Below are 24,079 nucleotides of genomic sequence, written 5' to 3'. Positions count from 1 at the left end.
CCGGCGGGCTTTTTGTTCTGGCGCGACGCCTAGCGCAAGGCGTCGATCAGGTCGTTGTGCGCCTGCGCCTGAGCATGTTCGGCAGCCGTCCAACCCTGAGGATCGCGGTCCGCCTTGCGGGCGCCGGCGGCCAGCAGCAGGTCCACCATCTCGCGCGACCCGGTGCGCGCGGCCAGCATCAGGGCCGTACGGCCCTGGGCATCGCGCAGATGAACGGGGGTGCCGGCTTGCAAGGCCGAGCGTGCCATCGCCAGGTCGGCGCGATTGACGGCCGCCAGCAGGAGGGCATTGGCCGACATGATGGGTTTCGCTGACTCCGCCGCGCCCGAGCCGGCCAGGCTTTGCGCAGCCTGCGGTGCCGCCACCCGAGCACGGGCGAGCGCGCCGCTTGAAACCGCCTCGGATCGCGCCAGCGCCTCGGAAGAGTTGGACGCCTGCGGTGCCGCCACGTCGGCCGACACCTTGGGCGGCGCAGCGGCCATCACCGGTGCAGCAGGTGGCGGCGCCATGGCGGGCCTGGCGGGTTCGGCCGCAGCAGCTGCGCTCACTTCGCTTTCTCTTTGCAGGAGAGGCGGCGTGGCGTCCGCCACCACCGCAGGCGGAGGCTGCGTGGCGCGCGGCTTGGCCTTGGCCACAACCCGCGGCGCTTCGGCGGCAGCGGCCGGTGGCGGCTCGACTGCCGGATTCGCCTGGGCCACCACGATGGCAGTCGAAGCCGGCTGGGCGGCGGCCAATCGCGGATCGGCCTCACGCGTCGGCTCGGCGGGCCGCCCCTTCAAGACGAGGACGGTCGCCAGCAGCAATCCCGCTGCCAGCAGACCCAGCGCATAGGGCTGCCAACGCCAGGCCAGCGTGCTTTGCGACACGGGCACGGCCGCAGCAGCAGCTTCCGGCCGAGGCAAGGCCGCCATCAGCCGCGCACGGCGCTGCTCGCGGCCAGCGTCATCGTCGAGCAAGGCTTGCGCGTACGCGGCCTCGGTCGCGTCGTTGGGCGTGGTGGGGTCGAACTCAGCCATCGCGCCACTCGCTCAATCGATGCCGCAGCGCCTCACGCGCGTAGCGCAGCCGGGTCTTGGCGGTCTCGGGGTGGGCCTGGGTCACGTCGGCAATCTCGGCGAGGCTGAGCTCGACCACCGTGAAGAGCAAGAACGCCTCCCGCTGCTCGACGGACAGGCGTAACAGACCGCCCTCCACGGCCTCCACGAGGCGCTTGGATGCCAGCAGTTGCTCGGGGCCAGCGACGGTAGAGGCCAGTTGGTCTGGGTCGGCCTCGTCATCGCCCTGGGGCGGACGCGCCCGCAGATGATCCAGCACGCGGTTGCGCAGCACGGTGTAGAGCCAGGTCGAGAACCTGGCCTTGGCCGGCACAAAGCTGGCGGCCTTGGCTGCAACGGCCAGCCAGCCCTCCTGGTGCAGGTCTTCCACCGTGGCACGGTCCGTGGGGTGCAGCATCTGGCGGACAAAGGCAAAGGTCTTGCGGTCATGGCGGCGGTAGAGCCGGTCGAACGCCCCCATGTCGCCGCGCAGATAGCTGGCGATGAGCTCTTCATCGGCGGGTTCACTCGCGGGCATGCAGCGCGGATGCTACTCACCAACGCGGCGGCGGGTCGGGCACATAGCCACCGCTGCCGGGGAAGGCCCGCGGCAGCCCCGGCAACGCCGCGAGCGGCCTGGGCATGATGCCCGCCGCCATCAGGTTGGCCTGGCTGTCATAGTGGATCTCCAGCAACTGCTCGGGCCGGCTGGTGCGCCGTTGGAAGCCGGTGTGCTGGATGGGAGCCCACTCCGAGGCACCATGCCCCGTGCCCAACTTGGCACGCGCCGAACTCTCGGCCTCAGCACGCCCTGCACTCTCACGTGCAGGTGCTGCCGCATCAGCCGCCGCACCGTTCAGGCGGGCCAACGGGCTGGGCGCTGCCGCGGCGGGCGGCGCCGCCGAGCTTTCATAAACGACCGGCGGCGGCATCACCACCTCGCGGAACACCGCGGCGCCGATCACCCCCACGTTGGCCGGCCGCCCGGTGCGCGCGGCATAGGAATCGCCCAGCGACGTGAACTCGAAGGCCGCGATGCGCTCGTCGCTCTTGCGCCAGCCGGTGATGTCGCAGCTTTCGCCCGGGCTCAGGACATAGCCCGACTGGCCCCAGCCCGCGGTGTCGCCAGTGATGGCGTTGACGCCATCCACCGACAACACCACCAGCACGCGCTCACCGGTGCGGTTGCTGAGCCGGATGGCATAGCGCGCGCCCGGCGTGCCGGGGCTGAAGCGGCGGCCCCGGCTGGCGTACTGGGTCAGCGAGGCGCCGCTGTCGCGGTCGATCAGCTGCATGTCGAGCAGGGGCTGAGGCATGACGGCGGCGCAACTGGCGTGCAGGCCGGCCAGGCTGGTGAGCGCGGCCAGCTGGAGCAAGGCCGTGCGGCGGCGCAGGGGGAGCAGGGAACTCATGGCGGATCCTTCGCAGGGGTAGGGACCTCTGCTTGTACGGAGCCGCCTGCCAAACAGGGTGAAATCAGGCGCGCGCGGCTCGCCAGCCGCGGTAGCGCCGGGTCAGCCGCTTGGTGCGAAGCTGGTCGGCGATCAGCGTCCACAGCGGCGAGCTTTGAAGCTGGGGCGCCTTGCCGGCCGCCATGCGCTGCAGCTGCCGGCGCACCACGGCCATGGTCGCCAGGCCCACCATCACCTTGTCTTTCCAGCCCACTTGCGGCCGCGGCGCCGCGCTGGCCTCGCCGGCCTGCCATTGGCGCGGCAGCTCCGGCGCCATGGCCAGGGCCGTGCCCAAGCCGACCAGGGCCACGCCGCCGGCCAGCACTTCCTCGGCCACGGCTGGGCGGGAGATGCCGCCGGTCGTCATCAGCGGCATCGTTGCAATGCCCGCCAGCTCGCGGGCGAACTCCAGGAAGTAAGCCTCGCGCGCCAAGGTGCGGCCGTCCGCCGTGCGGCCCTGCATGGCCGGGCTCTCGTAGCTGCCGCCGGAGAGCTCCAGCAGATCCAGGCCCTCGGCGTTCAACAGTTCGACGACGCCGCGTGCATCCTCCTGGCTGAAGCCGCCGCGCTGGAAGTCGGCCGAGTTCAGCTTGACGCCCACACCGAAGCCCGCCGGCACGGCCGCCTTCACGGCGCGCACCACCTCGACCAGCAAGCGAGCGCGGTTCACCAGGCTGCCGCCCCAGCGGTCCTCGCGCCGGTTGCTCAGCGGCGACAGGAACTGGTTGAGCAGATAGCCGTGGGCGGCGTGGATCTGCACGCCGTCGAAGCCGGCCTCGGCGGCGCGACGCGCCGTCGTCGCAAAGCGCTGGATGACCGTGGCGATCTGGGCCTCGGTCATCGGCTGCGGCGTGGCGAACAGGTTGGAATGCTTGCCCAGGTCCAGCGCCACGGCCGAGGGCGCCAACGCCACCTCGCCCATGGCCGCGAACACCTGGCGGCCGGGGTGGTTGATCTGCATCCAGACCTGGCCACCGCCGCTGCGCGCGGCCTGGGCCCAGGCCTTGAAGCCGTCCAGCGGCGAACGCTCGTCCAGCACAACGCCGCCCGGGCCCGTCAGCGCGGCCGGGTCGACCATGACGTTGCCGGTGAGCATCAGCCCGACACCGCCCTCGGCCCAGCGCCGGTACAGGCGCACGAAGCCCGGGCCCGGCACCTGGCCGGCGTCGGCCAGGCCCTCCTCCATCGCCGCCTTGACGAGGCGGTTGGGCAGATGGCGGCCGTTGGGTAGAGTCAGGGGCTGGAACAGCGGGCTGGCGGGCATGGTGAAGCGGGTTGTCAGTTGAAGCGCCGCGGATGCTAAGCTTCAAGCCAACTTGAAAGTCAAGCGACTCCCGCATGAAGATCGGCGAACTCTCCCAGCGCACCGGCATGGCCACCTCAGCCATCCGTTTCTACGAGGCCAGCGGCCTGCTGCCGCCCGCCGAGCGCGGCGCCAACGGCTACCGCCAGTACGGTGAAGCCGCGCTGCAACGGCTGCAGATGATCCAGCTCGGCCAGCGCCTGGGTTTCGGCCTGGATCAGCTGCGCGAAGTCTTCTCCGTTGACCGAGGTGAGCAGCGCCATGAACTCATCCTGGGCGGCCTGGACGCGCGCCTGGCCCAGATCGATCAGTTGATGGCCGACCTGGCTCGTCAACGCGCGGAGACCATCGCGCTGCATGCCCAGCTCACCGCCGACTGGGCCGCGGGGCGCTGCTTCGTGCCCAGCGAAGCGGACAAAGAAAAAGCGGCCTGAGGCCGCTTGTCTTGCAGGGGAACGGGCCGCTCAGGCCTTGATATCCAGCAAAGCGCCTGTGGTGTTGATCTGCGTCTGCAGCACCTTCAGGTTGGCGACGAAGGCATAGGCCGCGGACTGCTGCTCGACCACCTCGTTGGCCGGGTTGATCTCGCGTTCCGGCGCCTTGTCGACATTGGTCGGCTCGACGCTGGGGCGAGACTGGTTGCTGGCAGCCAGGTTGGCGACGTTGGACGCCGACGCGCGCAGGCGCTCGTTCGCGGCGGAGATGCCGGACAGGGCGGTGGAGAGGGCGACGTTCATCGGGATCCAGTTCTTGAGCACTCAAGCCGTACATCGGCAGCGCCCGGGTGAACTTTAGAACAAACGGCGAAAAACCCTGCATTTCGGGGGATCGCCGTGCCCCCGAGCGTGAAATCAGCCCGCCAGTTCCTCGAAACCACCGGCCGACACAAAAACCCGCACGCTGTCGCCGCCGGCCGCCTTGGCCTCCGTACAGGCCAACGCACCGGCGCCGAGCACGGCGTCCACGGTCACGAGCGTCGGCTGGATCTGCACAACGCCCAGCGACGCCTTGACGCGCGTGCGGTGCAGGCCCCAGCGCAGGCGGTAGCCGGCAACGGCCGAGCGCACCTTCTCGGCAATGATCTGCGCGTAGTGCTGGTCGCAATCGGGCAGCAGTACGGCGAAATGGTCTTCCTCCAGGCGGGCGACGAGGTCCGACGCACGCACCTTGCTGATCAGCATCTGGCCCAGGCCGTAGAGGAAATGGTCGCCCACCTCGGTGCCCATGCCCTTGATGACCTCGCCGAACCTGTCGACGTCCAGCCACAGCACCGACACCGGCTCGTTGCGGCGGCTGCCCACGTGCTCGGCCAGGCGGCGCTCGAACTCGCGGCGGTTGGCCAGTTCGGTCACGGCGTCGTGCTTGGCCGTCCAGGTCGGCTGCAGGCGCGCCGTGCGGGCGGCTGTCACGTCTTCGACGATCCACAGCGCCTCGGCCGTCGGCGCTTCCCAGTGCACCGGGGTGGCCTGCAGGCGGCCCCAGAAGCGGTGGCCGTCGCGCTTCACGTACTCGATTTCCTCGTCCAGCGGCTGGCCGGCGGTAAAGGCCGCAGCCGCGCGCTCCAGCAAAGCCGTGTGGGCCATGTCCGTGGTGTGCACGGACCGGGTGGCCTGGCCGGTGAGGTCACTGTCGTCGCCGAAGCCGAAGAGATGGTTGAACTCTTCGCTGACGACCTCGAAACGCTGGCCGGAAACAAAGGCCACGGCCGTGGGCGCGCGTACCAGCAGGGCACGCAGGCGGGCGGCGGTGGTGTCCTCGGTGGGGGCTGGGGCGACGCTGCTCATGGGGGTCTCCGAATCGATCTTCTAGGCCCGACTATCGCAGGACTGTTGGCTTTCGGCCATGACACAGATCACGGGGTTAGAGTCCGCCTCCTCGCCGCGATGCGGTGCCACGACAAGACGCGACGATGCGCTTGCTTCCCCTCCTCTCGCTCGCACTGATGGCCGGCCTTGCCCAGGCCCAGCAACTCAGTGAAACCCCTCAGGGCCTGCGTGACGCGACGCCGCGCTGGCACGCGCTGACCGGCGCCCGACTCGTGCTGGCACCGGGCCAGGTCGTGGAGAACGGCACCCTGGTCATGAAGGACGGCGTCATCGTCGCCGTCGGCGCCGGGCTGACACCGCCTGCTGGCGCCAAGGTCTGGGCACTGCAGGGCCGCACCGTCTACGCCGGCTTCATCGACGCCGCCAGCAGCATCGGCCAGGGTCGCATCGAAGCCTCGAAGGCCAAGGGGCTGACGCCCGGCCAGCGCTGGGTGCGCGCCGAGTTCCGCCAGGCCGGGGCGCTGGAGATCAAGCCCGACGAGCTCAAGGCCGAGCGCGAGCAGGGCTTCACGACGGCGCTGTCGCTGCCGCCGACGGGCGCCGTCTTTCGCGGTCAAAGCGCCTTGCTCAGCCTGCGCGACGGCAGCGACGCGCGCGGCCTGGTGCTGGCGGCCGACGTGGCCCAGCATGTGTCGCACGAATACCAGGTCTTCGACTTCGAGTCCGGTGGCCGCACGGGCCTGGTGACCTACCCGACCTCGCTGATGGGCAGCATCGCGCTGATGCGCCAGACTTGGCTGAACGCGCGCTGGGCCTCAGGCCCGCAGCCCGCGGGCGAGCGGCGCGAATTCAACGGCGCGCTGAATGCCCTCGCATCGGCCGCTGCCGGCAAGCAGCCTGTCGTGCACGAGGCGCTGGACGAGCAGGACCTGGCCCGCATCGCCAAGGCGCGCGACGAATTTGGCCTCAAGGTCATCGTCCAGGGCACCGGCCACGAGTACCGCCGGGCGCTTCAACTCAAGGCGCTGGCGCTGCCGGTCATCCTGCCGCTGGCCTACCCGGCCGCACCCGAGGTCGAGCAACCCGAAAGCGCGCTGGACGTGCCGCTGCACCAGCTGCAGCACTGGGAGCGCGCCCCCGGCAACGCCGCGGCGCTGCAGGCCGCAGGCGTCGAGTTCGCCATCTCCACGCAGGGGCTGAAAGACGTTCGCAAGGACTTCTGGCCGCGGCTGCGCCAGGCCGTGCAGCGCGGGCTCACGCCCGAAGCGGCGCTCGCCGCGCTGACGACAACGCCCGCCAAGCTGCTGGGCCAGACGCGGCTGGGCCGGCTGGCGCCGGGTCAGTTGGCCGACGTCGTCGTCGCCAGCGGCGACCTGTTCACGAGCGAGCAGGCCGAGGTGGAAATCGCTTTCGTCGACGGACAGCCGCTGCCGACCGAGGCCGGGGAGCGCTTCGACGCGCGCGGCCGCTGGACTGTGAAGCCAGCCGGTGGCACCGAACAGAGCTGGCAGATCGCCGGCACACGCGCCAAACCGACGCTGCAGGTCGACGGCAAGGCCTGCGAGCTGCAGCAGCGCGGCCGCGAACTGCTGCTGCGCTGGCCTTGCGAGAGCGGCGCCAAGGAGAGCCTGCGCCTGGAGGGCCGGGGTCCATCCATGGCCGGCGCGCTGACGCTGGCCGATGGCCGCACCCAGCCCTGGACGGCAACGCGCGCCGCGCCCTACCAGCCGCCTGTGCCCCAGGTTGTCGCTGCACCGCCCTCCCCGCCCGCCACCTTCCCGGCCGGCGTCTTCGGCCGCACTGCGCCGCCCGAGCGCCCGGCGGTCGTCCTCGTGCGCAACGCCACGCTGTGGACCAGCGCCGCCGCCGGCAACCTGGAAGCTACCGACCTGCTCGTGCGTGACGGCCGCATCGCCGCCATCGGCAAGGGCCTGGCCACGCCTGCCGGCGCCGTCGTCATCGACGCGGCTGGCAAGCACCTGACCCCCGGCCTTATCGACGCCCACTCGCACACCGCCATCCAGCGCGGCACCAATGAGTTCGCCCATTCCGTGACGGCCGAGGTGCGCGTGGCCGATGTGGTGGACCCGACCGACATCAGCATCTACCGCCAGCTCGCGGGCGGCGTGACGAGCAGCAACCTGCTGCACGGTTCGGCCAATGCCATCGGCGGGCAGAACCAGGTCATCAAGCTGCGCTGGGGTCTCGAAGCCGAGGCACTGAAGTTCGAGGGCGCCAAACCCGGCATCAAGTTCGCGCTGGGCGAGAACGTCAAGCGCGCCAACTTCCCCGCCACCGACACCGACCCGCGCTACCCAACCACGCGCATGGGCGTCGAACAGGTCATGCGCGACGCCTTCCTGGCCGCACAGCGCTACCGTGAGCAGCGCAAGGCCGACCCGGCCGCGCGCCGCGACCTGCAGATGGACGCGCTGGTGGAGCTGCTGGAGAAGAAGCGCGTCATCCACATCCACAGCTACCGGGCCGACGAGATCTTGATGTTCGCGGCCCTGGCCAAGGAGTTCGGCCTGGAGGTCGCCACCTTCCAGCATGTGCTGGAGGCCTACAAGGTGGCGCCCGAGATCGCCGCTTTAGGCGCCGGTGCCTCGGGCTTCTCGGACTGGTGGGGCTACAAGGTCGAGGTGCAGGACGCCATTCCCTACAGCGGCGCGATGACGCAGAAGGCCGGCGTGCTGACCAGCTTCAACTCCGACAGCGACGAGCTGGCCCGCCGCCTCAACACCGAAGCCGCCAAGGCACTGCGTTATGGCGGCAAGGCCTGGGGCATGACGGAAGCGGATGCATTGAAGTTCGTCACGATCAACCCGGCGAAGCAGCTGCGCATCGAGGGCCGCGTCGGCTCGCTGGAAGTGGGCAAGGACGCCGACTTCGTCATCTGGAGCGCCAACCCGCTGTCGAGCAAGGCCAAGGCCGAGCAAACCTGGATCGACGGCCGGCGTTACTTCGACCTTGGCGAAGACGCGCAGCTGCGCGAGCGCGACCGTGTCGAACAGGCACGCCTCGTGGCGCTGGCCCTGCCCGAACGGGCCAAGGCCGCGGCACCGCCCGAGGGGCGACCGGCCACGCCGCTGTCCGCCGCGCTGGACCAGCTGCAACTGCAGCGCTGGCTGCACGAAGCGAACCGCGACCGCCAGAGCTACTTCGGTGGCGACGCCTGGCATGAATGCACTCAGGACACGTTCTGACATGAAGCTCGCACTCATCACTTCGCTACTGGCCGCAGCCTTCACCGCCCAGGCCACGCCCAACACGCCGCCTCCACCGCAGCGCGAACCGCTGCTGCTGCGCAACGCCGTCATCCATCCCGTCAGCGGCCCCGTCGTCAGCGGCGGCAGCCTGCTCATCGAGGCGGGCAAGATCCGCGCGATCGGCGGCGCCGACCTCGCCGCGCCCGCAGGCGCCAAGACCATCGACCTCGGCGGCCGCCACGTCTACCCCGGCATGGTGGCGGCCAACACCAGCCTGGGCCTGGCCGAGATTCGCTCGGTCAGCGCGTCCATGGACAGCACCGAGACCGGCCCGCTGAATCCCAACGCCCGCGCGCTGGTGGCCTTCAATGCCGACAGCGAGCTGCTGCCCATCACGCGCGCCGGTGGCGTGCTGGCGGCGTTGTCGGTGCCCGAGGCCGGCCGCACTGGGCTGATCGCCGGCACCTCGGCGCTGCTGCAGCTGGAAGGCTGGAACTGGCAGGACATGGCCCTCGTGCCCGAGGTCGGCCTGCACATCGCCGTGCCGCGGCTGCGGCTGAACAGCGCCCTCTTCCCGACCCAGCCCGAGGCCCGTCTGGCAGAAATCCGCCGCTCCACCGAGGCGCGGCTCAAGCTGCTGGACGACGCCTTCGAATCCGCCAAGGCCTATGCCCTGGCCCGCGCTGCCGACCCGGCCACGCCCATCGACACGCGCTGGGAGGCGATGCGCCCGGTGCTGCCCGCCGCTGCGGGCGCCGCGTCGGCCCGGCCCGTCGTCATGCATGCGGACGACCTCGCGCAGATCCGCTTTGCGCTGGACTTCGCCGCCCGCCACGGCCTCAAGCTCATCATCAGCGGCGGTGCCGATGCCTGGCGCGTGGCCGACACGCTGCGCGAGCGGAATGTGCCCGTCATCATCGACGGCCTGCTGCGGCTGCCCATGCGCCGGGACGACCCGCCGGACGCCCTGTTCAGCCTGCCCGCCAAGCTCGCCGCAGCCGGTGTGCGCTACTGCATCGCCGACGGCGGCCGCGACTCGACAAATGCCCGCAACCTGCCCTTCGAGGCTGCTCATGCCCGCGCCTTCGGCCTGAGCGACGACGAGGCGCTGAAGGCCGTGACGCTCTACCCGGCGCAGATCCTTGGCATCTCCGACAGGCTCGGCTCGCTGGAGGTCGGCAAGCTGGCCAATCTCTTCGTGTCAGACGGCGACCCGCTGGAGCCGAGCACACGCATCGAACGGGTGTTCATCCAGGGGCGCGAGGTGGAACTCAGCGACCGGCAGACGGCGTTGCGGGACAAATACCTGAAGCGTCAGTAAACCTAGGGCGCGATCTGCTCGGCGTAGTCATACAGCGCCGACAGGATGCCTTCGCCGCGCTCGTCGGCAGTCTCGCCGAGCTGGTCGATGCGCTCCATGAAGGCCGCCAGCGTCTGTGCGCCGCCCTCCCCGTCGTGCAGCCGCGCGGCCAGGTGGGCCTGCCAGCGTTCGGCCTCCTCGGGCGACAGGCTCTGCGGGAAGTTGCGGGCACGCCAGCGGAAGACGAGTTCGTCCAGCCGCCCGTCTTGAAAGGCCAGCTTCCCTTGCGCAGCACGTTCGGCGAGCTGCTCTGGCGCCGCCGTGCGCACGCGGTTCAGCGCGCGGCGGTCCTCGTTGCCGATGAAACCGCCGTAGAGGTCTTCGTCGACGTCGGCCACCTCGAAGGGCTCGCGCTGGAAGACGTCGGCCCACAGGCCGTCCAGCAGCCGGCCTTTCTCGGCCAGCAGGCGGGCGCTGGCGAGCTGGGCCTCGACGTCATGCCCCCAGCGCTCGGCCATCGCCGGGCTGAGCGTCTTCAGGTTGCTGATGACGATGGGGCTCTTGTTGACGTGGATGGTCTTGATGGGCAGGCGCGTAACGCCTTCCGGCAGCGCGTCCTGCTTCACGAACATCCGCGCGCGGATGGCCTCGGCGTTCAGCGTCAGCAGTTCGGTCGGGTCCACCGAGCAGTCCCAGACGATCAGCTCGTTCTTGTTCGTCGGGTGCGGCGCCAGCGGCCACACCACCGCAATGCAGCCGCGCTCGGGGCCGTACATGCCGGAGATGTGCAGGAAAGGCTTGCCGATGCCGATTTCGTCCCACACGGCCTGCTTGGTGCGCAGCTTCAGGCAGAAGTCCCACAGCTTGGGCTGGGCCAGGCGCAGCTTGCGAGCCAGCGCCACGGTGGCGCGCACGTCGGACAGCGCATCGTGGGCGGCTTCGTGGGCGAGGCCGTTGGCGGCGGTCAGGTGTTCGAGCTTGAAGCTGGGGCGGCCGTCCTCGTGCTTGGGCCATTCCATGCCGTCGGGCCGCAGCGCGTAGGCGCAGCGCACGACGTCCAGCAGGTCCCAGCGGCCGCAGCCGTTCTGCCATTCGCGGGCGTACGGATCGATGAGGTTGCGCCAGAACAGGAAGCGCGTCACCTCGTCGTCGAAGCGGATGGAGTTGTAGCCCACACCCACCGTGCCGGGCAGTGCCATCACGGTCTCGATGCTGGCGGCAAATTCGTGCTCGGGCACGCCTTGAGCCAGACAGTGCTGCGGCAGGATGCCGGTCAGCAGGCAGGATTCGGGGTCGGGCAGGAAATCAGGGGCCGGCTGGCAAAACAGCATCAGCGGCTCGCCGATCTCGTTCAGTTCGGCATCGGTGCGCAGGCCGGCGAACTGGGCTGGGCGGTCGCGCCGGGGCACGCGGCCGAAGGTCTCGTAGTCGTGCCAGAAGAAGGTCAGGTCGCTCATGCCGGCACGATAGCCGATGGTGCGACCGCGCCGAGCCGAGGCCGCTCAGAGCTTGGCGATCTGCATCCTCAGCACGTACTGCATGTTGCAGGGCTTGCCGGCGCACTGGCCGGGCTTGAAGGGCGTGGCGGCCAGCACGCGCGAGGCGAAGCGGGCGAACTCCGCATCGACCTTGCCGAAGGAGTCCACATGCCGGACCGTGCCGGTGCTGTCCACATCGGCCACCAGCGTCATGCTGCCCAGGGGCGGCTGCTTGCCAGCCCCGGTCTGCACGGTCATGAACACCGGCAGCAAGCCCTCGGCGGGGTATGGCGGCTCGTCGCCGGGCGGCAGGCCTTCGTAGTTGGCCCGCACCAGGGCCTTCTCGTTGGCGTCGAGCTCGGCGTAGCGGCGGTTCAGCGGCAGGCCGTCCGAGCGGCCGGCGATCCCGGCGATATGCGAGCCTACTTCCTCGACGCGCAGCTCGAACTGCTTGCGCGGCAACGCCTGGGCCTGAGCCACGCAGGCCGCCAACACAAGGAGGGCACCAGCGGCGGCCTGTTGAGCGAGTCCAGTGTTCATGTTGATCCCCAGCGCTTTCGGGGCTGCAAAGATAACCGACGACGGTGCCTGCACAAACGGATCACATGCCAGCGCCAGTGAATTCCAGCCTCAGTACGTACTGCATATTGCAGGACTTGCCGGCGCAGATGCCGGGCTTGAATTGCGTGGCCGCCAGCACGCGCGAGGCGAAGCGGGCGAAGTCCGGGTCCACCTTGCCGAAGGAATCCACATGCCGGACCTTGCCGGCGCTGTCCACGTCGGCCACCAGGGTCAGCGTGCCCAGCGCGCCGAGCTTGTCCATGCCGTCCTTGATGGCAGTGAACACCGGCAGCAGGCCTTGAGCTGGAAAAGGCGGTTCATCGTCGGCCGGAATGCCTTCGTAGTCGGCCCGCAACCGGGCCTTCTCGCTCGCGTCGAGTTCGGCATAGCGGCGGTTCAGCGGCAACGAGGAACGGATGGCCGCCCTGCCCAGCCGTGTCCCGAGCTCCTCGACGCGGATCTCGAACTGTTTGCGCGGCAGGTCGTCCGCCCACACGGCATGACTGCTCCACGCAAGGAGGCAGAAAGCAAGCAGTCGAACCGGACGAAGAGACATGGAACACTCCTGTGTTGATGAACGGGGCGCACGATATCGGTTGATCCGCGCGCAGCCACAGGTCACGCCGCCAACAATTCACCTCGCCCGCCCGCATGAAAGCTGCCCTGCCTGCCTTCGCGATGCTGCTGTGCACAAGCCTGCCGGCGTGGGCCGACGACGCCATCTCCCCTGACCGCCCAGACTTCACGAACGGCCCCGACGTGATGGCCGCCGGCCGCTTCCAGATCGAGACCAGCGGGGCCTGGCAGCGCGATGCGTCGACCCGGCTGCGCTCGACGCCCACGTTGTTGCGGCTTGGGGTTGGCCACGATCTGGAACTGCGGCTGGAGACCGATGGTGCGCTGCGTCAGCGCAACCCCGGCGCCAGCGGCCGCGGCGATCTCGCGGTCGGATTCAAGTGGCAGATGCAGGATGGCGACGAGGCCAAGCCGGGACTCGGCTGGCTGTTCAGGATGCAGACGCCGACCGGCAGCGGGCCGTTCAAGGGCCAGGGGCTACGGCCGGGCTTGAGCTTTCTGGCGCAGTGGGAGCTGCCGGCCGGATATTCCCTCGGCACGATGGCGGGCGCCTTCGTTGACCGCAACGACGACGGCCAGCGCTACACGGCTGCCCTGCTGTCGGCCAGCCTCGGCATCCCGCTGGGCGAGAAGCTGCACGGCTTTGCCGAGATCGCCGGCCAGCAGTTGGCGTCGAGCCGCAACGGCGGCAATGTCGTCACGGCCGGCACGGGCCTGGCGTGGCAGCTCACGGACGATGTGCAGCTGGACACCGCCGTGTTTCGCGGCCTGAACCGCCACACGCCCGACTGGGCGTGGACGGTCGGTTTGTCTGCCCGCTTTTAGCGCTTCTTGACGACGACGCTGCCGATGGAATAACCGGCACCGAAGGAGCAGATCACGCCCGTGTCGCCTGCTGCCAAGTCGGCGCGGTGGTGGTGGAAGGCAATGATGGAGCCGGCCGACGCGGTGTTGGCGTATTCGTCCAGGATCAGCGGCGCAACCTCGCTGCCCGCCTCCCCGCCCACCAGCTTCTTGATGACGAGCTGGTTCATGCCCTGGTTGGCCTGGTGCAGCCAGAAGCGGCGCATCTGCGTGGGCTCCAGACCCAGCTTGGCCAGATGCGCCTCGATGTGGGCAGCGGCCATGGGCACGACTTCCTTGAAGACCTTGCGGCCCTCTTGGTAGAAGGTCAGGTCGCGCGCATCGGGGTCGCGGTCTTCGGCGCGGTTCATGAAGCCAAAGTTGTTGCGGATGTTGCTGCTGAACTGCGTCGCCAGCTGGGTGCCGAGGATCTCCCACTGGTCGGCGCCCGTGGCGTCTTCTGCGCGCTCGACGATGAGGGCCGTGCAGACGTCGCCGAAGATGAAGTGGCAGTCGCGGTCGCGCCACTCCAGGTGGGCCGACGTGATCTCGGGGTTCACCACCAGCACGCACTTGGAAGCGCCCGAGCGGACCGCGTTGAAGGCCTGCTCCAGCGCGAAGGTGGCCGAGGAGCAAGCCACGTTCATGTCGAAGCCGTAGCCTCCGGCGCCAAGCGCCTGTTGAATCTCGACCGCCATGGCCGGGTAGGCGCGCTGCATGTTGGCGCTGGAGCAGAGCACCGCGTCCACGTCAGCGCCGGTCTTGCCGGCTTGCTCCAAGGCCTTGCGCGCCGCGTCGGCGGCAATCTCGGCCATCAGCGAGATCTCGCCGTCGGCCCGCGGCTCGAAGCGCGGGTACATGCGGGTCGGGTCCAGCACGCCGGTCTTGTCGACGACGTAGCGCTGCTTGATGCCCGAGGCTTTCTCGATGAACTCGACGCTGGAGTGTGTCAAAGCGACACGCTCGCCAGCCGCGATCGCGTCGGCATGCTCGGCGTTGTTCAGGTCGGCATAGGCGTTGAAGGCCTCGACCAGCTCCGCGTTGGTGATGACATGGGGCGGGCGGTACAGGCCGGTGCCGCTGATGACCACGGCCGGGAATGAAGTTTGCATAACCGAAGACGGAAGCCGCCGCCTGCTGAAGTACGAAGGATGGAAGTTTAGCGAGCCACCTTGGTGCAGCAGCAGCGCACTACCCTGGACCCATGCACGAAGACAGCCTGCTCCCTCCCGACGACGCCCTGCGCCTGGCCCTGCACAACGAGGTGCACGCCCGGCCGCCGGCGCGCATCCGGCTGCCGGCCGTCATCGTGCACGTCGCCGTGCTGAACGACGGCGTCAGCCGGGCGCAGGAGCACACGCACCTGCAGCGCCTGCCCGGCCAGCACGCCCTGCCCGAGGAGGCACTGAACGCGAACTTCTTGCGCCTGCGCTGCGGCGAGTTCTCGCTGAAGTGGGAGCGGCATGCCGAGTTCACCCGTTACGCCGTGGTGCAGCCGCTGCCCGCCGACGCAGAACCCAGCGCGCAGACCCTGGACTCGCTGACCCTGCGCGTTGCCACCGAGTGGCTGGGCCGCATCCCGGGGCGCACCATCGCGGCCATCAAGCTGGTCATGATCGAGCGGCCGCTGACGTTCGCGCCCAGCGCACTGGCCGAGGCACGGGCGTGGTTCGGCGCGCATGCCGTCGTCGCGTCGACGATGGGCGGGCCCTTGCATGTTCACTCCCTGGTGGTGACTGACTTCTGCCTGCGTGCCACGGGCTTCGAGCACATCGTCGTGCTGGCCGAGCCCGGCACGCCCGAGACCCGCGCCGGCCGCATCTGCCAGCGCCTGCTGGAGCTGGAGACCTACCGGCTGATGGCCCTGCGCGGCCTGCCCGCCGCCAAGTCGCTGGGCGCGACGCTGGCCGAGGTGGAGGCCACGCTGGCCAGCATCACCGCGCGGCTGGAAAAGCGCGGCGCGTCGGAGGCCGAGTTGCTGGACGACCTGATCTCGACGGCCGCCCGCATCGAGCACGCAACGGCCTCGCACCAATACCGCTTTGCCGCGACCCAGGCCTACCAGGCCATCGTCGAGCAGCGCATCCTCGAACTGCACGAGGGCAAGGTGGCGGGCACGCAGTCGCTGGGCGAGTTCATGCAGCGGCGGCTCTCGCCGGCCATGGCGACGGTCAATGCGACGGCGCAACGCCTGGCCGGGCTGTCGCAGCGCATCTCACGCGCCAGCGCCCTGCTGCGCACACGTGTCGACATTGCCACCGAGGCGCAGAACCAGCAGTTGCTGGCCCAGCTCGGCGAAGGCCAGCGCACCCAGCTGCGCATGCAGGCCACCGTCGAGGGCCTGTCGCTGGCCGCCATCACCTACTACGTCGTCAGCCTGATGCTCTACGGGTTCAAGGCCCTGAAGGCCGAGGGCTGGCTGCCGGTTCAGCCCGAACTGGCGGCCGGCGCTGCCATTCCTTTCGTGCTGCTGGCCGTCTGGCAGACGACGCGGCGCATCCACCGCAAGATCTTCAACCACCACTGACGAGGATCTCCAGGCCCGGCACGCGCAGGGCCTGCAGCGCGGCCGGGTCGGCCTGGGGCGTGACGATCAACGTGGCCAGCGCCGACAGCGGCGCCACGCGGTACGGAGACACCTTGCCGAGCTTGTCGCTGCTGGCCATCAGCACGGTCTCGGCGGCGCTGGCCATCAACAGCGCCTTGACCTGGGCTTCCTCGGCGTCGCCGGTGGACAGGCCGAACCCGGCCTCTACACCCGTCACGCCCAGGAAATAGCAGTCCACCCGCAGCGACTGGATGGCCTGCGCCACGCCCGCGCCCACGGCGACGCCGGAATGCTTGAAGAGCCGACCGCCGAGCACCAGCACCTCGACGCCCGGGTGCTCGATGAGCGCCGCAGCGATGACCGGGCTGTGCGTGGCCACGGTCGCGCGCAGCGTGACCGGCAGCTGCTGAACCATGGCCAGCGTGCTGGTGCCGCCATCGACGAAGACGAGCTGGCCGTCGGACACGAGCGAAGCCGCCTTGAGGCCCAACGCGCGCTTCTCGTCCACGGCGATGCTGCTGCGCCGCGCCAAGTTGGCCAGCGCCGGCGACACCGGCAACGCGCCGCCATGCACACGCTGCAGCGCACCACGGGTGGACAGGTCGCGCAGATCGCGGCGGATGGTGTCCTCCGACACCTGCAGGCGCTCGGCCAGTTCACGGGCCAGCACGCGGCCGTGGAGTTGCAGTTCTTCCAGGATGGCCAGTTGGCGTTGTTCGGTCAGCATCTGTGGGGTTGCATGGTTTTGCGTTATTTTGCATGATTTGTTTTGAATTCAGGAAACATCATGCAAACACAGATCGATTCACGCATCACCAACCTGCCTTTGCCCGAACGGGTGCGGGTGCAGGAAGAACGGCTGCTGTCGGACAACTGGTACACGCTGAAGACGACGCGCTTCGACTTCCTGCGCAGTAACGGCCAGTGGCAAACCCAGAACCGCGAGACCTATGACCGCGGCAACGGCGCCACCCTCCTGCTCTACCAGCGCACCCGCCGCCGCGTGCTGCTGACGCGGCAGTTCCGTTATCCCGTCTTCGTGAACGGGTGGCAGCAGTTGATGGTGGAAGCCGTGGCCGGGTTGCTGGACGCGGCCGATCCGGTCAGCTGCATCCGCGCCGAGGCCGAGCAGGAAGCCGGCGTGCAGGTGCGCGAGCCGCAGCCGCTGTTCGAGGCCTACATGAGCCCCGGCTCGGTGACCGAGAAGCTGCATTTCTTCGCCGCCGAGTACGAGGACGCGGACATCGTGGGCAACGGCGGCGGCCTGGTGGATGAGGGCGAGGACATCGCCCGCTTCGAGCTCGGCTTCGACGAGGCCATGCGCGAGGTCGAGGCCGGCGAGATCGTCGATGCCAAGACCATCATGCTGCTGCGCTGGGCCGAGCGGCATGTCTTTGGGCCGTCGCCCAAGCCCGGGCCGCTGCTGGTCTTCATCGCTGGCCCCTACCGCAGCGGCACTGGGGACCGCGAGGACGCCATCGCCGCCAACGTCAAAGCCATGCAGGACGCCGCTGTGCAGGTCGCGGCCCTCGGCCATGTGCCCGTGCTGGGCGAATGGGTGACGCTGCCGCTGATCGAAGCCGCCGGCGGCCAACGCGGCGATGCGACCTGGGACCGCTACTTCCACCCCCACGCCCAGGCCCTGCTGGAACGCTGCGACCTGCTGCTGCGCATCGGTGGTGCGTCAGTGGGCGCCGACGCCATGGTCAAGGCCGCATTGACCCGTGGCCTGGGGGTGCACTACGACATGGCTTCAATGGCAACACCAACTGCGTAGAATCAATCACCGGGCCCAAATTTTGGCGTCCGGTTTTTTTTGCCCGCTCGAAAAGCGGGTGGGCAAAAAGCCGGCAGAGCCAAGTCAAGCGCTCGCAGCCCAGGTCGCGCACTGCCAAACGCGCGCCGCAACTGTGAACTTGAACGATGGAAATCTTCGACTACGACAACATCCTGCTGCTCCCACGCCGTTGCCGCGTGGAAAGCCGCTCGGACTGCGACACCTCGGTGCAGTTCGGCCCGCACCGCTTCAAGCTGCCGGTCGTGCCTGCCAACATGAAGACCGTGGTGGACGAACCCATCACCGAGATGCTGGCCCGCGAGGGCTACTTCTACGTGATGCACCGCTTCGACCTCGACAGCCTGGCCTACGCCAAGGACATGCGGGACAAGGGCCTGCTGGTGAGCTTGAGCGTTGGCGTGAAGCCGGCGGACTTTGAGCTGGTCGACCAGCTCGCCGCCGAGGGCGTGGGCGCCGACTACCTGACCATCGACATCGCCCACGGCCATGCCGAGAGCGTGCAGCGCATGATCGGCCACATCAAGCTCAAGCTGCCGGAGACCTTCGTCATCGCCGGCAACGTCGGCACACCCGAGGGCGTCATCGACCTGGAGAACTGGGGCGCGGATGCCACCAAGGTGGGCGTCGGCCCGGGCAAGGTCTGCATCACGCGGCTCAAGACCGGTTTTGGCACCGGCGGCTGGCAGCTGTCGGCGCTGAAGTGGTGCTCGCGCGTGGCCACCAAGCCCATCGTGGCCGACGGCGGCATCCGCCATCACGGCGACATCGCCAAGAGCGTGCGCTTCGGTGCGTCCATGGTGATGATCGGCTCGCTGTTCGCCGGCCATGAAGAGTCGCCCGGCACGACGGTCGAGGTCGACGGCAAGCTCTACAAGGAGTACTACGGCTCGGCGTCCGACTTCAACAAGGGTGAGTACCGGCACGTGGAGGGCAAGCGCATCCTGGAGCCGGTCAAGGGCAAGTTCGGCGACACGCTGCGCGAGATGCAGGAAGACCTGCAGAGCTCGATCTCCTACGCGGGCGGCACGCAGCTGTCGGACCTGCGCAAGGTGAACTACGTGATCCTGGGTGGAGAGAACGCGGGCGAACACCTGTTCATGTAGCAGCCGAGCGTGTCCTGGCGTTTCGGCAAGCCCGGGAGGGCGCAGCCAAAACGCTGGCGAGCACCCGTTCATGCAATCCATGCCCCTCGGGTCAACCCGGCCCTGGGATGCGGGGGTCAAGCCCCTCTTTCCCCGCGGCTATCCTTCGTGGCACAGGCAACCGTGCAATTAGCACGGTTCCACGCCACGCCAAGGGAGTGTCATGTTCAGCCGTCAAGCCATCCGCCATCTGCTCGCCGCAAGCGGCCTGCTCTTCGCCGCAGGCGTCCAAGCCGCTACCGCCAGCGCCACGCTGACCAACGTGCAGCTGCGTGTCATCGACCTGGACCCGCTGGACGGCATCACCGCTGGCGTGACGCTCACGAGCGGCGGTGACGGCTACGTCGGCTCGTCCATCTTCCTCGGCGGCGTGATGTCCGCAGGCGACTACTTCTGGGGTTCCGCCGGCAGCGCGCTGGGCCCGTTCACCTGGGGCAGCGGCGCCAACGCCACCGCTGGCCAGGTCTTCGCCGGCTCGCTGACGGGCGGCGCGGCCCCTGGCGCCACGGTTTCGTCCACGTCAAGTGCCGGCAACAGCAGCTATGCCGACGCTGGCAGCAACTCGTTCTATTTCACGCTCACCGCCAACACGCTGCTGGTACTGAGCGCTGATGCGCCCATCCTGCAGGCCACCGCCGCCGCGGGAGAAACCGCCATTGCGGCCGTCGGGATGCACATCTACAGCACTGACCAGTCCTTCCACGGCTCCAGCGTCGCCTGGCTGAACTTCTATGCCGATGGCAGTACCTACCAGGTGCTGCCCACACAGATGCAGACGGCGTTCGCCAACTTGACCGCCACATCGCAGACCGGCAATTTGAACTTCGGCGTGCACGCCAACACGGCCGGTGTGGCCGTGCCGGTCCCGGAGCCGGCCAGCGCCGGCTTGCTGGCGGCGGGTTTGGCCGGCCTCGCGGCGCTCGCCAGGCGTCGCAAGGCGGTCTGACAAAACAGCCTGTCGTCGTTCACACTCCAGGCGGCCCTCGCACGACGGCCGCCTTTTTGTTTCCATGGACTTCGAGCACTACCGCCAACACGACGCGACTTCGCTCGCGGCCGAGGTCGCGGCCGGCCGGGTCAGCGCAGACCGCCTGCTCGAGTTGGCGCTGGCCAGGCTGGCCGAAGTCCAGCCTCAACTCAACCCCGTCTGCCGGCTGATGGAGGCCGAGGCCCGCGCACAGCTGGCGCGCGGCATCGGCAGCGGCGCGCTGGCCGGCGTGCCCTGGCTCATCAAGGACGTGGCCCAGGACTACGCCGGCGTGCCCACCAGCTGGGGCAGCCGCGCCATCTCCACCCTGCCGCCGCCACGCGAGCACGCCCATGTCGTGCGGCGCATGCTGGGAGCCGGCCTCGTCATCTTCGGCAAGACCAATGCGCCCGAGCTGGGGCTCAAGGGCGTCACCGACCCGCTGGCCTTTGGCCGCAGCAGCAACCCCTGGGACGTGCGCCGCACGCCGGGTGGCAGCAGCGGTGGCTCGGCTGCGGCCGTCGCGGCGGGCGTGGTGCCGATGGCGGCAGGCAACGACGGCGGCGGCTCGCTGCGCATCCCGGCCGCCTGCTGCGGCCTCGTCGGCCTGAAGCCCTCGCGTGGCCGGGTGTCGGTGGGGCCGGGCGCGGGCGAGGTGTGGTTCGGCGCCTGCTGCGAGGGCGTCGTCTCGCGCAGCGTGCGCGACACCGCGCTGGCGCTCGACATCCTCAGCGGCCCCGAACCCGGCGACCCCGTTGCCCTGCCGGTGCCGGCCACGCCTTTCATCGACCAGATGCGCGCTCCGCTGCGCCGGCTGCGCATCGGCTGGTGCGCGGATTCGCCCATCGGTACGCCTGTGCACGACGAGGCACGCCTCGCCGTGGAGCGCGCCTCCTCCGTGCTGAAGGGCCTGGGCCACGTCGTCGAGCCGGCCAGCCCCGACATCGACGGCCCCGCACTGGCCAACAGCTTTCTGCACATCTACTTCAGCCAGGTCGCGGCGGCGGTGAGCCGCACCGTGGCTCAAAGAGCCAGCGAGGCTGGCTTCGAGCCGCTGACCCGGTTGATCGCCACGCTCGGCCGCGCCACCAGCGCCGAGCGCCTGACGCTGGAGCTGCTGCGCTGGAACGACTACACGCGCGCCTTGGGCGCCCTGCACTCGCGCTACGACCTCTACCTGACACCCACGCTCGCTTCACCGCCCGTGCTGCACGGCACGGGCGACCCGCCGCCGCTGCAGATCGCCGTGCTGGGCGTGCTGCGCGCCTCCGGCCTGCTGGGCCTGCTCAAGCGCGCCGGCCTGCTCGACGGCGTCGTGCAGCAGATGGCCACCGACAGCCTGCGCCATGTGCCCTTCACGCAGCTCGCCAACCTGACCGGCACGCCGGCGATCTCGCTGCCGCTGCATTGGACGAGCGACGGCCTGCCGCTGGGCGTGCAGTTCGTCGCCGCGCCGGGGCAGGACGGCTTGCTGCTGCAACTGGCCGCAGAGCTTGAAGCCGCCCAGCCCTGGTTCGACCGCCTGCCGCCCGCCTTCTCCTAGCGCAAGCGCACGGCCGCCTCGAAGCCCGGTTCGGCGTTGCGCAGCTCCAGCCGGCTGCCATGGGCTTCGGCCACCAGGCGGCACAGGCACAGCCCCAGGCCCACGCCGCCCTCGACGCGGGTGCGTGCGGCATCGGGGCGATAGAACGGCTGGCCCAGGTTGGGCAAGGCGTCGGGCGGCACGCCGGGCCCGAAGTCGCGCACCATCAGGCGCACACCGTCACCAGCCCGGCTCAGGCTCAGCTGCACCGCGCCAAGCGCCGCGTCGTTGTGGCGCAGCGCGTTGTGCACGAGGTTGCGCAGCAGCAGTTGCACGCGCAGCCGGTCCAGTTTCAGGACCGGCAAGTCGGGCTCGATGTGCAACTCCACGCCCGGCCGCGCCTGCTCCCGCGCCAGCGCAGCGAGGTCGCAGTCGGCCAGTTGCAGCGCCTGATGGCCGCTGCCCAGGCGCTCGCTCTCCAGCAGCGCCGTGATGAGGTCGCGCATCTGCGCCAGCTCCTCCAGCAGCGCGTCGCGCGAATCGCCCTCCCCCACCAGCTCCGCGTGCAGGCGCGCCCGCGTCAGCGGGCTGCGCAGCTCGTGGCTGATGGCCAGCAGCAGCGCGCGCTTGCCGTCCAGCATGGCCTGGATGTCCGCGGCCATCTGGTTGAAGCGCAGCGCAAGGTCGCCGATCTCGTCGCCATGGATGACCGGCACGCGGTGCGAAAACTCGCCGCGGCCGAAAGCCTCGGCGCCGGTGGCCAGCGCATGCAAGGGCCACACCATGTGGCGGATCGCGCCGAACGCCAGGCCCGTGACGAGCAGCAAAGCCGGCACCGCCCACAGCAGGCCGTAGGCGCTGCCCATCGAGCCCCACAGGATGACGCTGCTGGCCACGGCCAGCACGAGAAAGACCGCGATCAACCGCGCGACAAGCGAGTACTTGAACCGCGCGTGATGCCGGTGCCAGCGCTGATGCCAGCGATGCCGGGCGCGCCAATGCCAGTGCATGTCGCGCTTGATGGCCAGCTCCATCCGGCGCTGCTTGCGGCGCTTGCGCTCTCGCCACTGATGGTCGTAGGGGTGGTTGGGCCTCATCAGGATGCACGCTCCGGCAACGCGAAGCAGTAGCCGGCATTGCGCAAGGTCTTCAACGCTGCCAACGGCTCCAGCTTGCGGCGCAGCCGGCTGACAAGGATGTCGACGGCGCGCGTGAACAGCTCGGCCTCCTGGCCGCGCAGCCGGTTCAGGATGTCGTCGCGCGAGAACACGCGGCCAGGCTCGCGGGCCAGCATCAGCAGCAGTTCGTATTCGGTGCCGGTCAGCTCGACCAGGCCGCTGGCGCACTTCACCTCGCGGCGCGTCGTGTCGATCTCCAGGCCCTCGAAACAGAGCTTGCTCACGGGCTGGGCCACGGCAGGCGCGGCCGCTGGCGCAAAGCGCGTGCGGCGCAGAATGGTCTGCAGCCGCGCCGCCAGCTCGCGCGGCTCGAAGGGCTTGGGCAGGTAGTCGTCAGCACCCAGCTCCAGGCCGACGACGCGGTCGGTCAGGTCGCCGCGCGCCGTCAGCATCAGCACCGGCATGTCGCGCCAGGCCTCGCTGCTGGCACGCAATTGCTTGCAGAACTCGAAGCCATCCATCTCGGGCAGCATGCCGTCCAGGATGAGCGCGTCAAAACGCTCCACGGCCAGACGTGCCAGCGCAGCGCTGGGCCGGGTCACGGCCTCGAGCTGCAGGTCAAAGCGGGCGAGGTATTGCGTCAGCGGCCCGGCCAGGGCCTCGTCGTCGTCAATCAGCAGCAGTCGGTGCATGTTGCGAAAGATTGTGCACGGGGGCTCGCACCAGGGTGATGGCCTTCTCCGGGCAGGCACTGACGCAATGGCCGCAGGCCTCGCAGGCGGCGGCATTGGGCGTGAAGACTTGCTCCCAGCCATGCGCCATGCCCCTGAGCTTGCCGAAGAGGCTCAGGCCCTGGCGCTGTTCGGGAGGCAGCTTGCCCAGCGTGAACACGTTGAAGGGGCAGACGGCGATGCATTCGCCCTTGCCCTCGCAGCGGTTGCGGTCGATGTGCGGCACGAAGCGGCCGCGCGGCTGCTTGCCGCAGTGGACGTCCATCACGCGGCGTCGCCATGCCGGCGCGAGTGGCCGAAGCGCCGCATCATGAAGCGCAGCACCTGGCGCTGCTCGTTGTCCAGCGAATCGAAGAACTCGGCAAAGGTGCTGATGACGCTCGGTCCGGCGGCGCGCATCGCGTCCAGCTTGGCGTCCAGCAGCTGCTGGGCCGACTCGCGCGGGAACTGCTCGCCGGCGATCAGGCCGACCAGTTCCGGCCCGCGCGCCAGGCCCTTCAGCGCGTCGCGCTGGTTCTGGAGCTGCCCGAACCAGTCGCCAAGCCGGCGCTGCTGCTCTTCGTCGAGGTCCAGCTTGGCGCCCACTCGTGCGAGGAGGTGCTCGGCGAAGCCATCAGCGTCAGCATGGCGGCCGAAAGAATGGCCATGGTGGCCGTGATGGCCGTGCCCAAAGTGGTGGCGAAATTCGTGGTGGGCGTGCCAGCGACGAAAAAAGTTCATGGTGGTGTTCCG

The 24,079-nt window shown here is 69.4% G+C and carries 24 protein-coding genes; 9 read left to right on the top strand and 15 right to left on the bottom strand.

Going from position 1 to position 24,079, the window contains the following annotated elements; translation table 11 throughout:
- Positions 1-29: 29 nt before the first annotated feature.
- From AC07V5_RS22405 to AC07V5_RS22390, 4 genes are all read right to left on the bottom strand, one after another.
- Positions 30-1,016 (bottom strand): ankyrin repeat domain-containing protein, encoded by a 987-nt coding sequence (locus AC07V5_RS22405; RefSeq protein WP_495117916.1) that lies wholly within the window; start codon positions 1,014-1,016, stop codon positions 30-32.
- Positions 1,009-1,572, bottom strand: coding sequence for a sigma-70 family RNA polymerase sigma factor (locus AC07V5_RS22400; protein WP_495117915.1), 564 nt, complete (start codon positions 1,570-1,572; stop codon positions 1,009-1,011). Before AC07V5_RS22400 ends, AC07V5_RS22405 begins: the two co-directional genes overlap by 8 nt.
- A 16-nt stretch (positions 1,573-1,588) precedes the next feature.
- Positions 1,589-2,446, bottom strand: a complete 858-nt coding sequence (locus tag AC07V5_RS22395) for a hypothetical protein (RefSeq protein ID WP_495117914.1) — start codon at positions 2,444-2,446, stop codon at positions 1,589-1,591.
- A 64-nt stretch (positions 2,447-2,510) separates the two neighbouring features.
- On the bottom strand, positions 2,511-3,749 hold the full coding sequence (locus AC07V5_RS22390; protein ID WP_495117913.1) for an NADH:flavin oxidoreductase/NADH oxidase family protein: 1,239 nt from the start codon (positions 3,747-3,749) through the stop codon (positions 2,511-2,513).
- 74 nt (positions 3,750-3,823) lie between these two features.
- Between AC07V5_RS22390 and AC07V5_RS22385 the strand changes: the two genes are divergently transcribed.
- Positions 3,824-4,222: a MerR family transcriptional regulator gene (locus tag AC07V5_RS22385; RefSeq protein ID WP_495117912.1), complete on the top strand. Its 399-nt coding sequence runs from the start codon at positions 3,824-3,826 to the stop codon at positions 4,220-4,222.
- 30 nt (positions 4,223-4,252) lie between these two features.
- Here the strand turns inward: AC07V5_RS22385 and AC07V5_RS22380 are convergent, their stop codons facing one another.
- Positions 4,253-4,525, bottom strand: a complete 273-nt coding sequence (locus tag AC07V5_RS22380; RefSeq protein ID WP_495117911.1) for a flagellar basal body rod protein — start codon at positions 4,523-4,525, stop codon at positions 4,253-4,255.
- A 114-nt stretch (positions 4,526-4,639) separates the two neighbouring features.
- Complete coding sequence (locus AC07V5_RS22375) at positions 4,640-5,572, bottom strand: GGDEF domain-containing protein (protein WP_495117910.1); 933 nt, start codon at positions 5,570-5,572, stop codon at positions 4,640-4,642.
- 125 nt (positions 5,573-5,697) lie between these two features.
- Here AC07V5_RS22375 and AC07V5_RS22370 point away from each other — a divergent pair, with 125 nt between their 5' ends.
- Positions 5,698-8,760, top strand: coding sequence for an amidohydrolase family protein (locus AC07V5_RS22370; protein ID WP_495117909.1), 3,063 nt, complete (start codon positions 5,698-5,700; stop codon positions 8,758-8,760).
- Between the two features lies 1 nt (position 8,761).
- Complete coding sequence (locus AC07V5_RS22365) at positions 8,762-10,084, top strand: amidohydrolase family protein (RefSeq protein WP_495117908.1); 1,323 nt, start codon at positions 8,762-8,764, stop codon at positions 10,082-10,084.
- A 2-nt stretch (positions 10,085-10,086) separates the two neighbouring features.
- Here AC07V5_RS22365 and sbcB read toward each other — a convergent pair whose 3' ends face one another.
- The 3 genes from sbcB to AC07V5_RS22350 all read right to left on the bottom strand — a co-directional run bounded on the left by sbcB (position 10,087) and on the right by AC07V5_RS22350 (position 12,658).
- Complete coding sequence (gene sbcB / locus AC07V5_RS22360; protein WP_495117907.1) at positions 10,087-11,520, bottom strand: exodeoxyribonuclease I; 1,434 nt, start codon at positions 11,518-11,520, stop codon at positions 10,087-10,089.
- A 45-nt stretch (positions 11,521-11,565) separates the two neighbouring features.
- On the bottom strand, positions 11,566-12,081 hold the full coding sequence (locus AC07V5_RS22355) for a hypothetical protein (protein ID WP_495117906.1): 516 nt from the start codon (positions 12,079-12,081) through the stop codon (positions 11,566-11,568).
- Between the two features lie 61 nt (positions 12,082-12,142).
- Complete coding sequence (locus AC07V5_RS22350) at positions 12,143-12,658, bottom strand: hypothetical protein (RefSeq protein WP_495117905.1); 516 nt, start codon at positions 12,656-12,658, stop codon at positions 12,143-12,145.
- A gap of 95 nt (positions 12,659-12,753) precedes the next feature.
- Between AC07V5_RS22350 and AC07V5_RS22345 the strand changes: the two genes are divergently transcribed.
- On the top strand, positions 12,754-13,503 hold the full coding sequence (locus AC07V5_RS22345) for a transporter (RefSeq protein WP_495117904.1): 750 nt from the start codon (positions 12,754-12,756) through the stop codon (positions 13,501-13,503).
- Here the strand turns inward: AC07V5_RS22345 and AC07V5_RS22340 are convergent.
- The gene (locus tag AC07V5_RS22340; protein WP_495117903.1) at positions 13,500-14,633 is read right to left on the bottom strand and encodes a beta-ketoacyl-ACP synthase III; all 1,134 of its coding nucleotides are present in this window, start codon (positions 14,631-14,633) and stop codon (positions 13,500-13,502) included. The two genes, AC07V5_RS22345 and AC07V5_RS22340, sit on opposite strands and share 4 nt — an antisense overlap.
- A gap of 92 nt (positions 14,634-14,725) precedes the next feature.
- On the opposite strand from AC07V5_RS22340, the gene AC07V5_RS22335 reads away from it, so the two are divergent.
- Positions 14,726-16,048, top strand: coding sequence for a DUF3422 family protein (locus AC07V5_RS22335; RefSeq protein ID WP_495117902.1), 1,323 nt, complete (start codon positions 14,726-14,728; stop codon positions 16,046-16,048).
- Here AC07V5_RS22335 and AC07V5_RS22330 read toward each other — a convergent pair.
- Positions 16,035-16,796: a DeoR/GlpR family DNA-binding transcription regulator gene (locus AC07V5_RS22330; protein WP_495117901.1), complete on the bottom strand. Its 762-nt coding sequence runs from the start codon at positions 16,794-16,796 to the stop codon at positions 16,035-16,037. The genes AC07V5_RS22335 and AC07V5_RS22330 overlap by 14 nt on opposite strands.
- A gap of 60 nt (positions 16,797-16,856) precedes the next feature.
- Here AC07V5_RS22330 and AC07V5_RS22325 point away from each other — a divergent pair, with 60 nt between their 5' ends.
- The 4 genes from AC07V5_RS22325 to AC07V5_RS22310 all read left to right on the top strand — a co-directional run bounded on the left by AC07V5_RS22325 (position 16,857) and on the right by AC07V5_RS22310 (position 21,519).
- Positions 16,857-17,846, top strand: a complete 990-nt coding sequence (locus AC07V5_RS22325; RefSeq protein ID WP_495117900.1) for an ADP-ribose pyrophosphatase — start codon at positions 16,857-16,859, stop codon at positions 17,844-17,846.
- 146 nt (positions 17,847-17,992) lie between these two features.
- Positions 17,993-18,970, top strand: coding sequence for a GMP reductase (locus AC07V5_RS22320; protein ID WP_495117899.1), 978 nt, complete (start codon positions 17,993-17,995; stop codon positions 18,968-18,970).
- Between the two features lie 202 nt (positions 18,971-19,172).
- Entirely contained in the window at positions 19,173-19,955 is a 783-nt protein-coding gene (locus AC07V5_RS22315; RefSeq protein ID WP_495117898.1) for a VPLPA-CTERM sorting domain-containing protein, read from the top strand.
- A 64-nt stretch (positions 19,956-20,019) separates the two neighbouring features.
- A complete protein-coding gene (locus AC07V5_RS22310; protein ID WP_495117897.1) occupies positions 20,020-21,519 on the top strand; it encodes an amidase in 1,500 nt (499 codons plus the stop codon).
- On the opposite strand, the gene AC07V5_RS22305 is transcribed toward AC07V5_RS22310, so the two are convergent.
- From AC07V5_RS22305 to AC07V5_RS22290, 4 genes are read right to left on the bottom strand one after another with little or no spacing between them, the layout of a single operon-like run.
- On the bottom strand, positions 21,516-22,595 hold the full coding sequence (locus AC07V5_RS22305; protein WP_495117896.1) for a HAMP domain-containing sensor histidine kinase: 1,080 nt from the start codon (positions 22,593-22,595) through the stop codon (positions 21,516-21,518). The genes AC07V5_RS22310 and AC07V5_RS22305 overlap by 4 nt on opposite strands.
- Positions 22,595-23,308, bottom strand: a complete 714-nt coding sequence (locus AC07V5_RS22300) for a response regulator transcription factor (protein ID WP_495117895.1) — start codon at positions 23,306-23,308, stop codon at positions 22,595-22,597. The genes AC07V5_RS22305 and AC07V5_RS22300 overlap by 1 nt, the downstream gene beginning before the upstream one ends.
- On the bottom strand, positions 23,286-23,612 hold the full coding sequence (locus tag AC07V5_RS22295) for an ATP-binding protein (protein WP_495118024.1): 327 nt from the start codon (positions 23,610-23,612) through the stop codon (positions 23,286-23,288). Before AC07V5_RS22295 ends, AC07V5_RS22300 begins: the two co-directional genes overlap by 23 nt.
- On the bottom strand, positions 23,612-24,067 hold the full coding sequence (locus AC07V5_RS22290) for a Spy/CpxP family protein refolding chaperone (protein ID WP_495117894.1): 456 nt from the start codon (positions 24,065-24,067) through the stop codon (positions 23,612-23,614). Before AC07V5_RS22290 ends, AC07V5_RS22295 begins: the two co-directional genes overlap by 1 nt.
- Between the last annotated feature and the right edge of the window lie 12 nt (positions 24,068-24,079).

This window comes from Roseateles sp. GW821-FHT02E12 (genome assembly GCF_059421665.1).
This window is presented reverse-complemented; position numbering and strand designations above follow the sequence as displayed.

Bases quoted from the DNA above. Each gene is read 5' to 3' on its own strand.
- AC07V5_RS22355 (WP_495117906.1), bottom strand. From the start codon at position 12,081: ATGAACACTGGACTCGCTCAACAGGCCGCCGCTGGTGCCCTCCTTGTG.
- AC07V5_RS22310 (WP_495117897.1), top strand. From the start codon at position 20,020: ATGGACTTCGAGCACTACCGCCAACACGACGCGACTTCGCTCGCGGCC.
- AC07V5_RS22365 (WP_495117908.1), top strand. From the start codon at position 8,762: ATGAAGCTCGCACTCATCACTTCGCTACTGGCCGCAGCCTTCACCGCC.
- AC07V5_RS22350 (WP_495117905.1), bottom strand. From the start codon at position 12,658: ATGTCTCTTCGTCCGGTTCGACTGCTTGCTTTCTGCCTCCTTGCGTGG.
- AC07V5_RS22290 (WP_495117894.1), bottom strand. From the start codon at position 24,067: ATGAACTTTTTTCGTCGCTGGCACGCCCACCACGAATTTCGCCACCAC.
- AC07V5_RS22320 (WP_495117899.1), top strand. From the start codon at position 17,993: ATGGAAATCTTCGACTACGACAACATCCTGCTGCTCCCACGCCGTTGC.
- AC07V5_RS22405 (WP_495117916.1), bottom strand. From the start codon at position 1,016: ATGGCTGAGTTCGACCCCACCACGCCCAACGACGCGACCGAGGCCGCG.
- sbcB (WP_495117907.1), bottom strand. From the start codon at position 11,520: ATGAGCGACCTGACCTTCTTCTGGCACGACTACGAGACCTTCGGCCGC.
- AC07V5_RS22305 (WP_495117896.1), bottom strand. From the start codon at position 22,595: ATGAGGCCCAACCACCCCTACGACCATCAGTGGCGAGAGCGCAAGCGC.
- AC07V5_RS22390 (WP_495117913.1), bottom strand. From the start codon at position 3,749: ATGCCCGCCAGCCCGCTGTTCCAGCCCCTGACTCTACCCAACGGCCGC.
- AC07V5_RS22370 (WP_495117909.1), top strand. From the start codon at position 5,698: ATGCGCTTGCTTCCCCTCCTCTCGCTCGCACTGATGGCCGGCCTTGCC.
- AC07V5_RS22315 (WP_495117898.1), top strand. From the start codon at position 19,173: ATGTTCAGCCGTCAAGCCATCCGCCATCTGCTCGCCGCAAGCGGCCTG.
- AC07V5_RS22380 (WP_495117911.1), bottom strand. From the start codon at position 4,525: ATGAACGTCGCCCTCTCCACCGCCCTGTCCGGCATCTCCGCCGCGAAC.
- AC07V5_RS22375 (WP_495117910.1), bottom strand. From the start codon at position 5,572: ATGAGCAGCGTCGCCCCAGCCCCCACCGAGGACACCACCGCCGCCCGC.
- AC07V5_RS22340 (WP_495117903.1), bottom strand. From the start codon at position 14,633: ATGCAAACTTCATTCCCGGCCGTGGTCATCAGCGGCACCGGCCTGTAC.
- AC07V5_RS22345 (WP_495117904.1), top strand. From the start codon at position 12,754: ATGAAAGCTGCCCTGCCTGCCTTCGCGATGCTGCTGTGCACAAGCCTG.
- AC07V5_RS22385 (WP_495117912.1), top strand. From the start codon at position 3,824: ATGAAGATCGGCGAACTCTCCCAGCGCACCGGCATGGCCACCTCAGCC.
- AC07V5_RS22395 (WP_495117914.1), bottom strand. From the start codon at position 2,446: ATGAGTTCCCTGCTCCCCCTGCGCCGCCGCACGGCCTTGCTCCAGCTG.
- AC07V5_RS22300 (WP_495117895.1), bottom strand. From the start codon at position 23,308: ATGCACCGACTGCTGCTGATTGACGACGACGAGGCCCTGGCCGGGCCG.
- AC07V5_RS22400 (WP_495117915.1), bottom strand. From the start codon at position 1,572: ATGCCCGCGAGTGAACCCGCCGATGAAGAGCTCATCGCCAGCTATCTG.
- AC07V5_RS22295 (WP_495118024.1), bottom strand. From the start codon at position 23,612: ATGGACGTCCACTGCGGCAAGCAGCCGCGCGGCCGCTTCGTGCCGCAC.
- AC07V5_RS22330 (WP_495117901.1), bottom strand. From the start codon at position 16,796: ATGCTGACCGAACAACGCCAACTGGCCATCCTGGAAGAACTGCAACTC.
- AC07V5_RS22325 (WP_495117900.1), top strand. From the start codon at position 16,857: ATGCAAACACAGATCGATTCACGCATCACCAACCTGCCTTTGCCCGAA.
- AC07V5_RS22335 (WP_495117902.1), top strand. From the start codon at position 14,726: ATGCACGAAGACAGCCTGCTCCCTCCCGACGACGCCCTGCGCCTGGCC.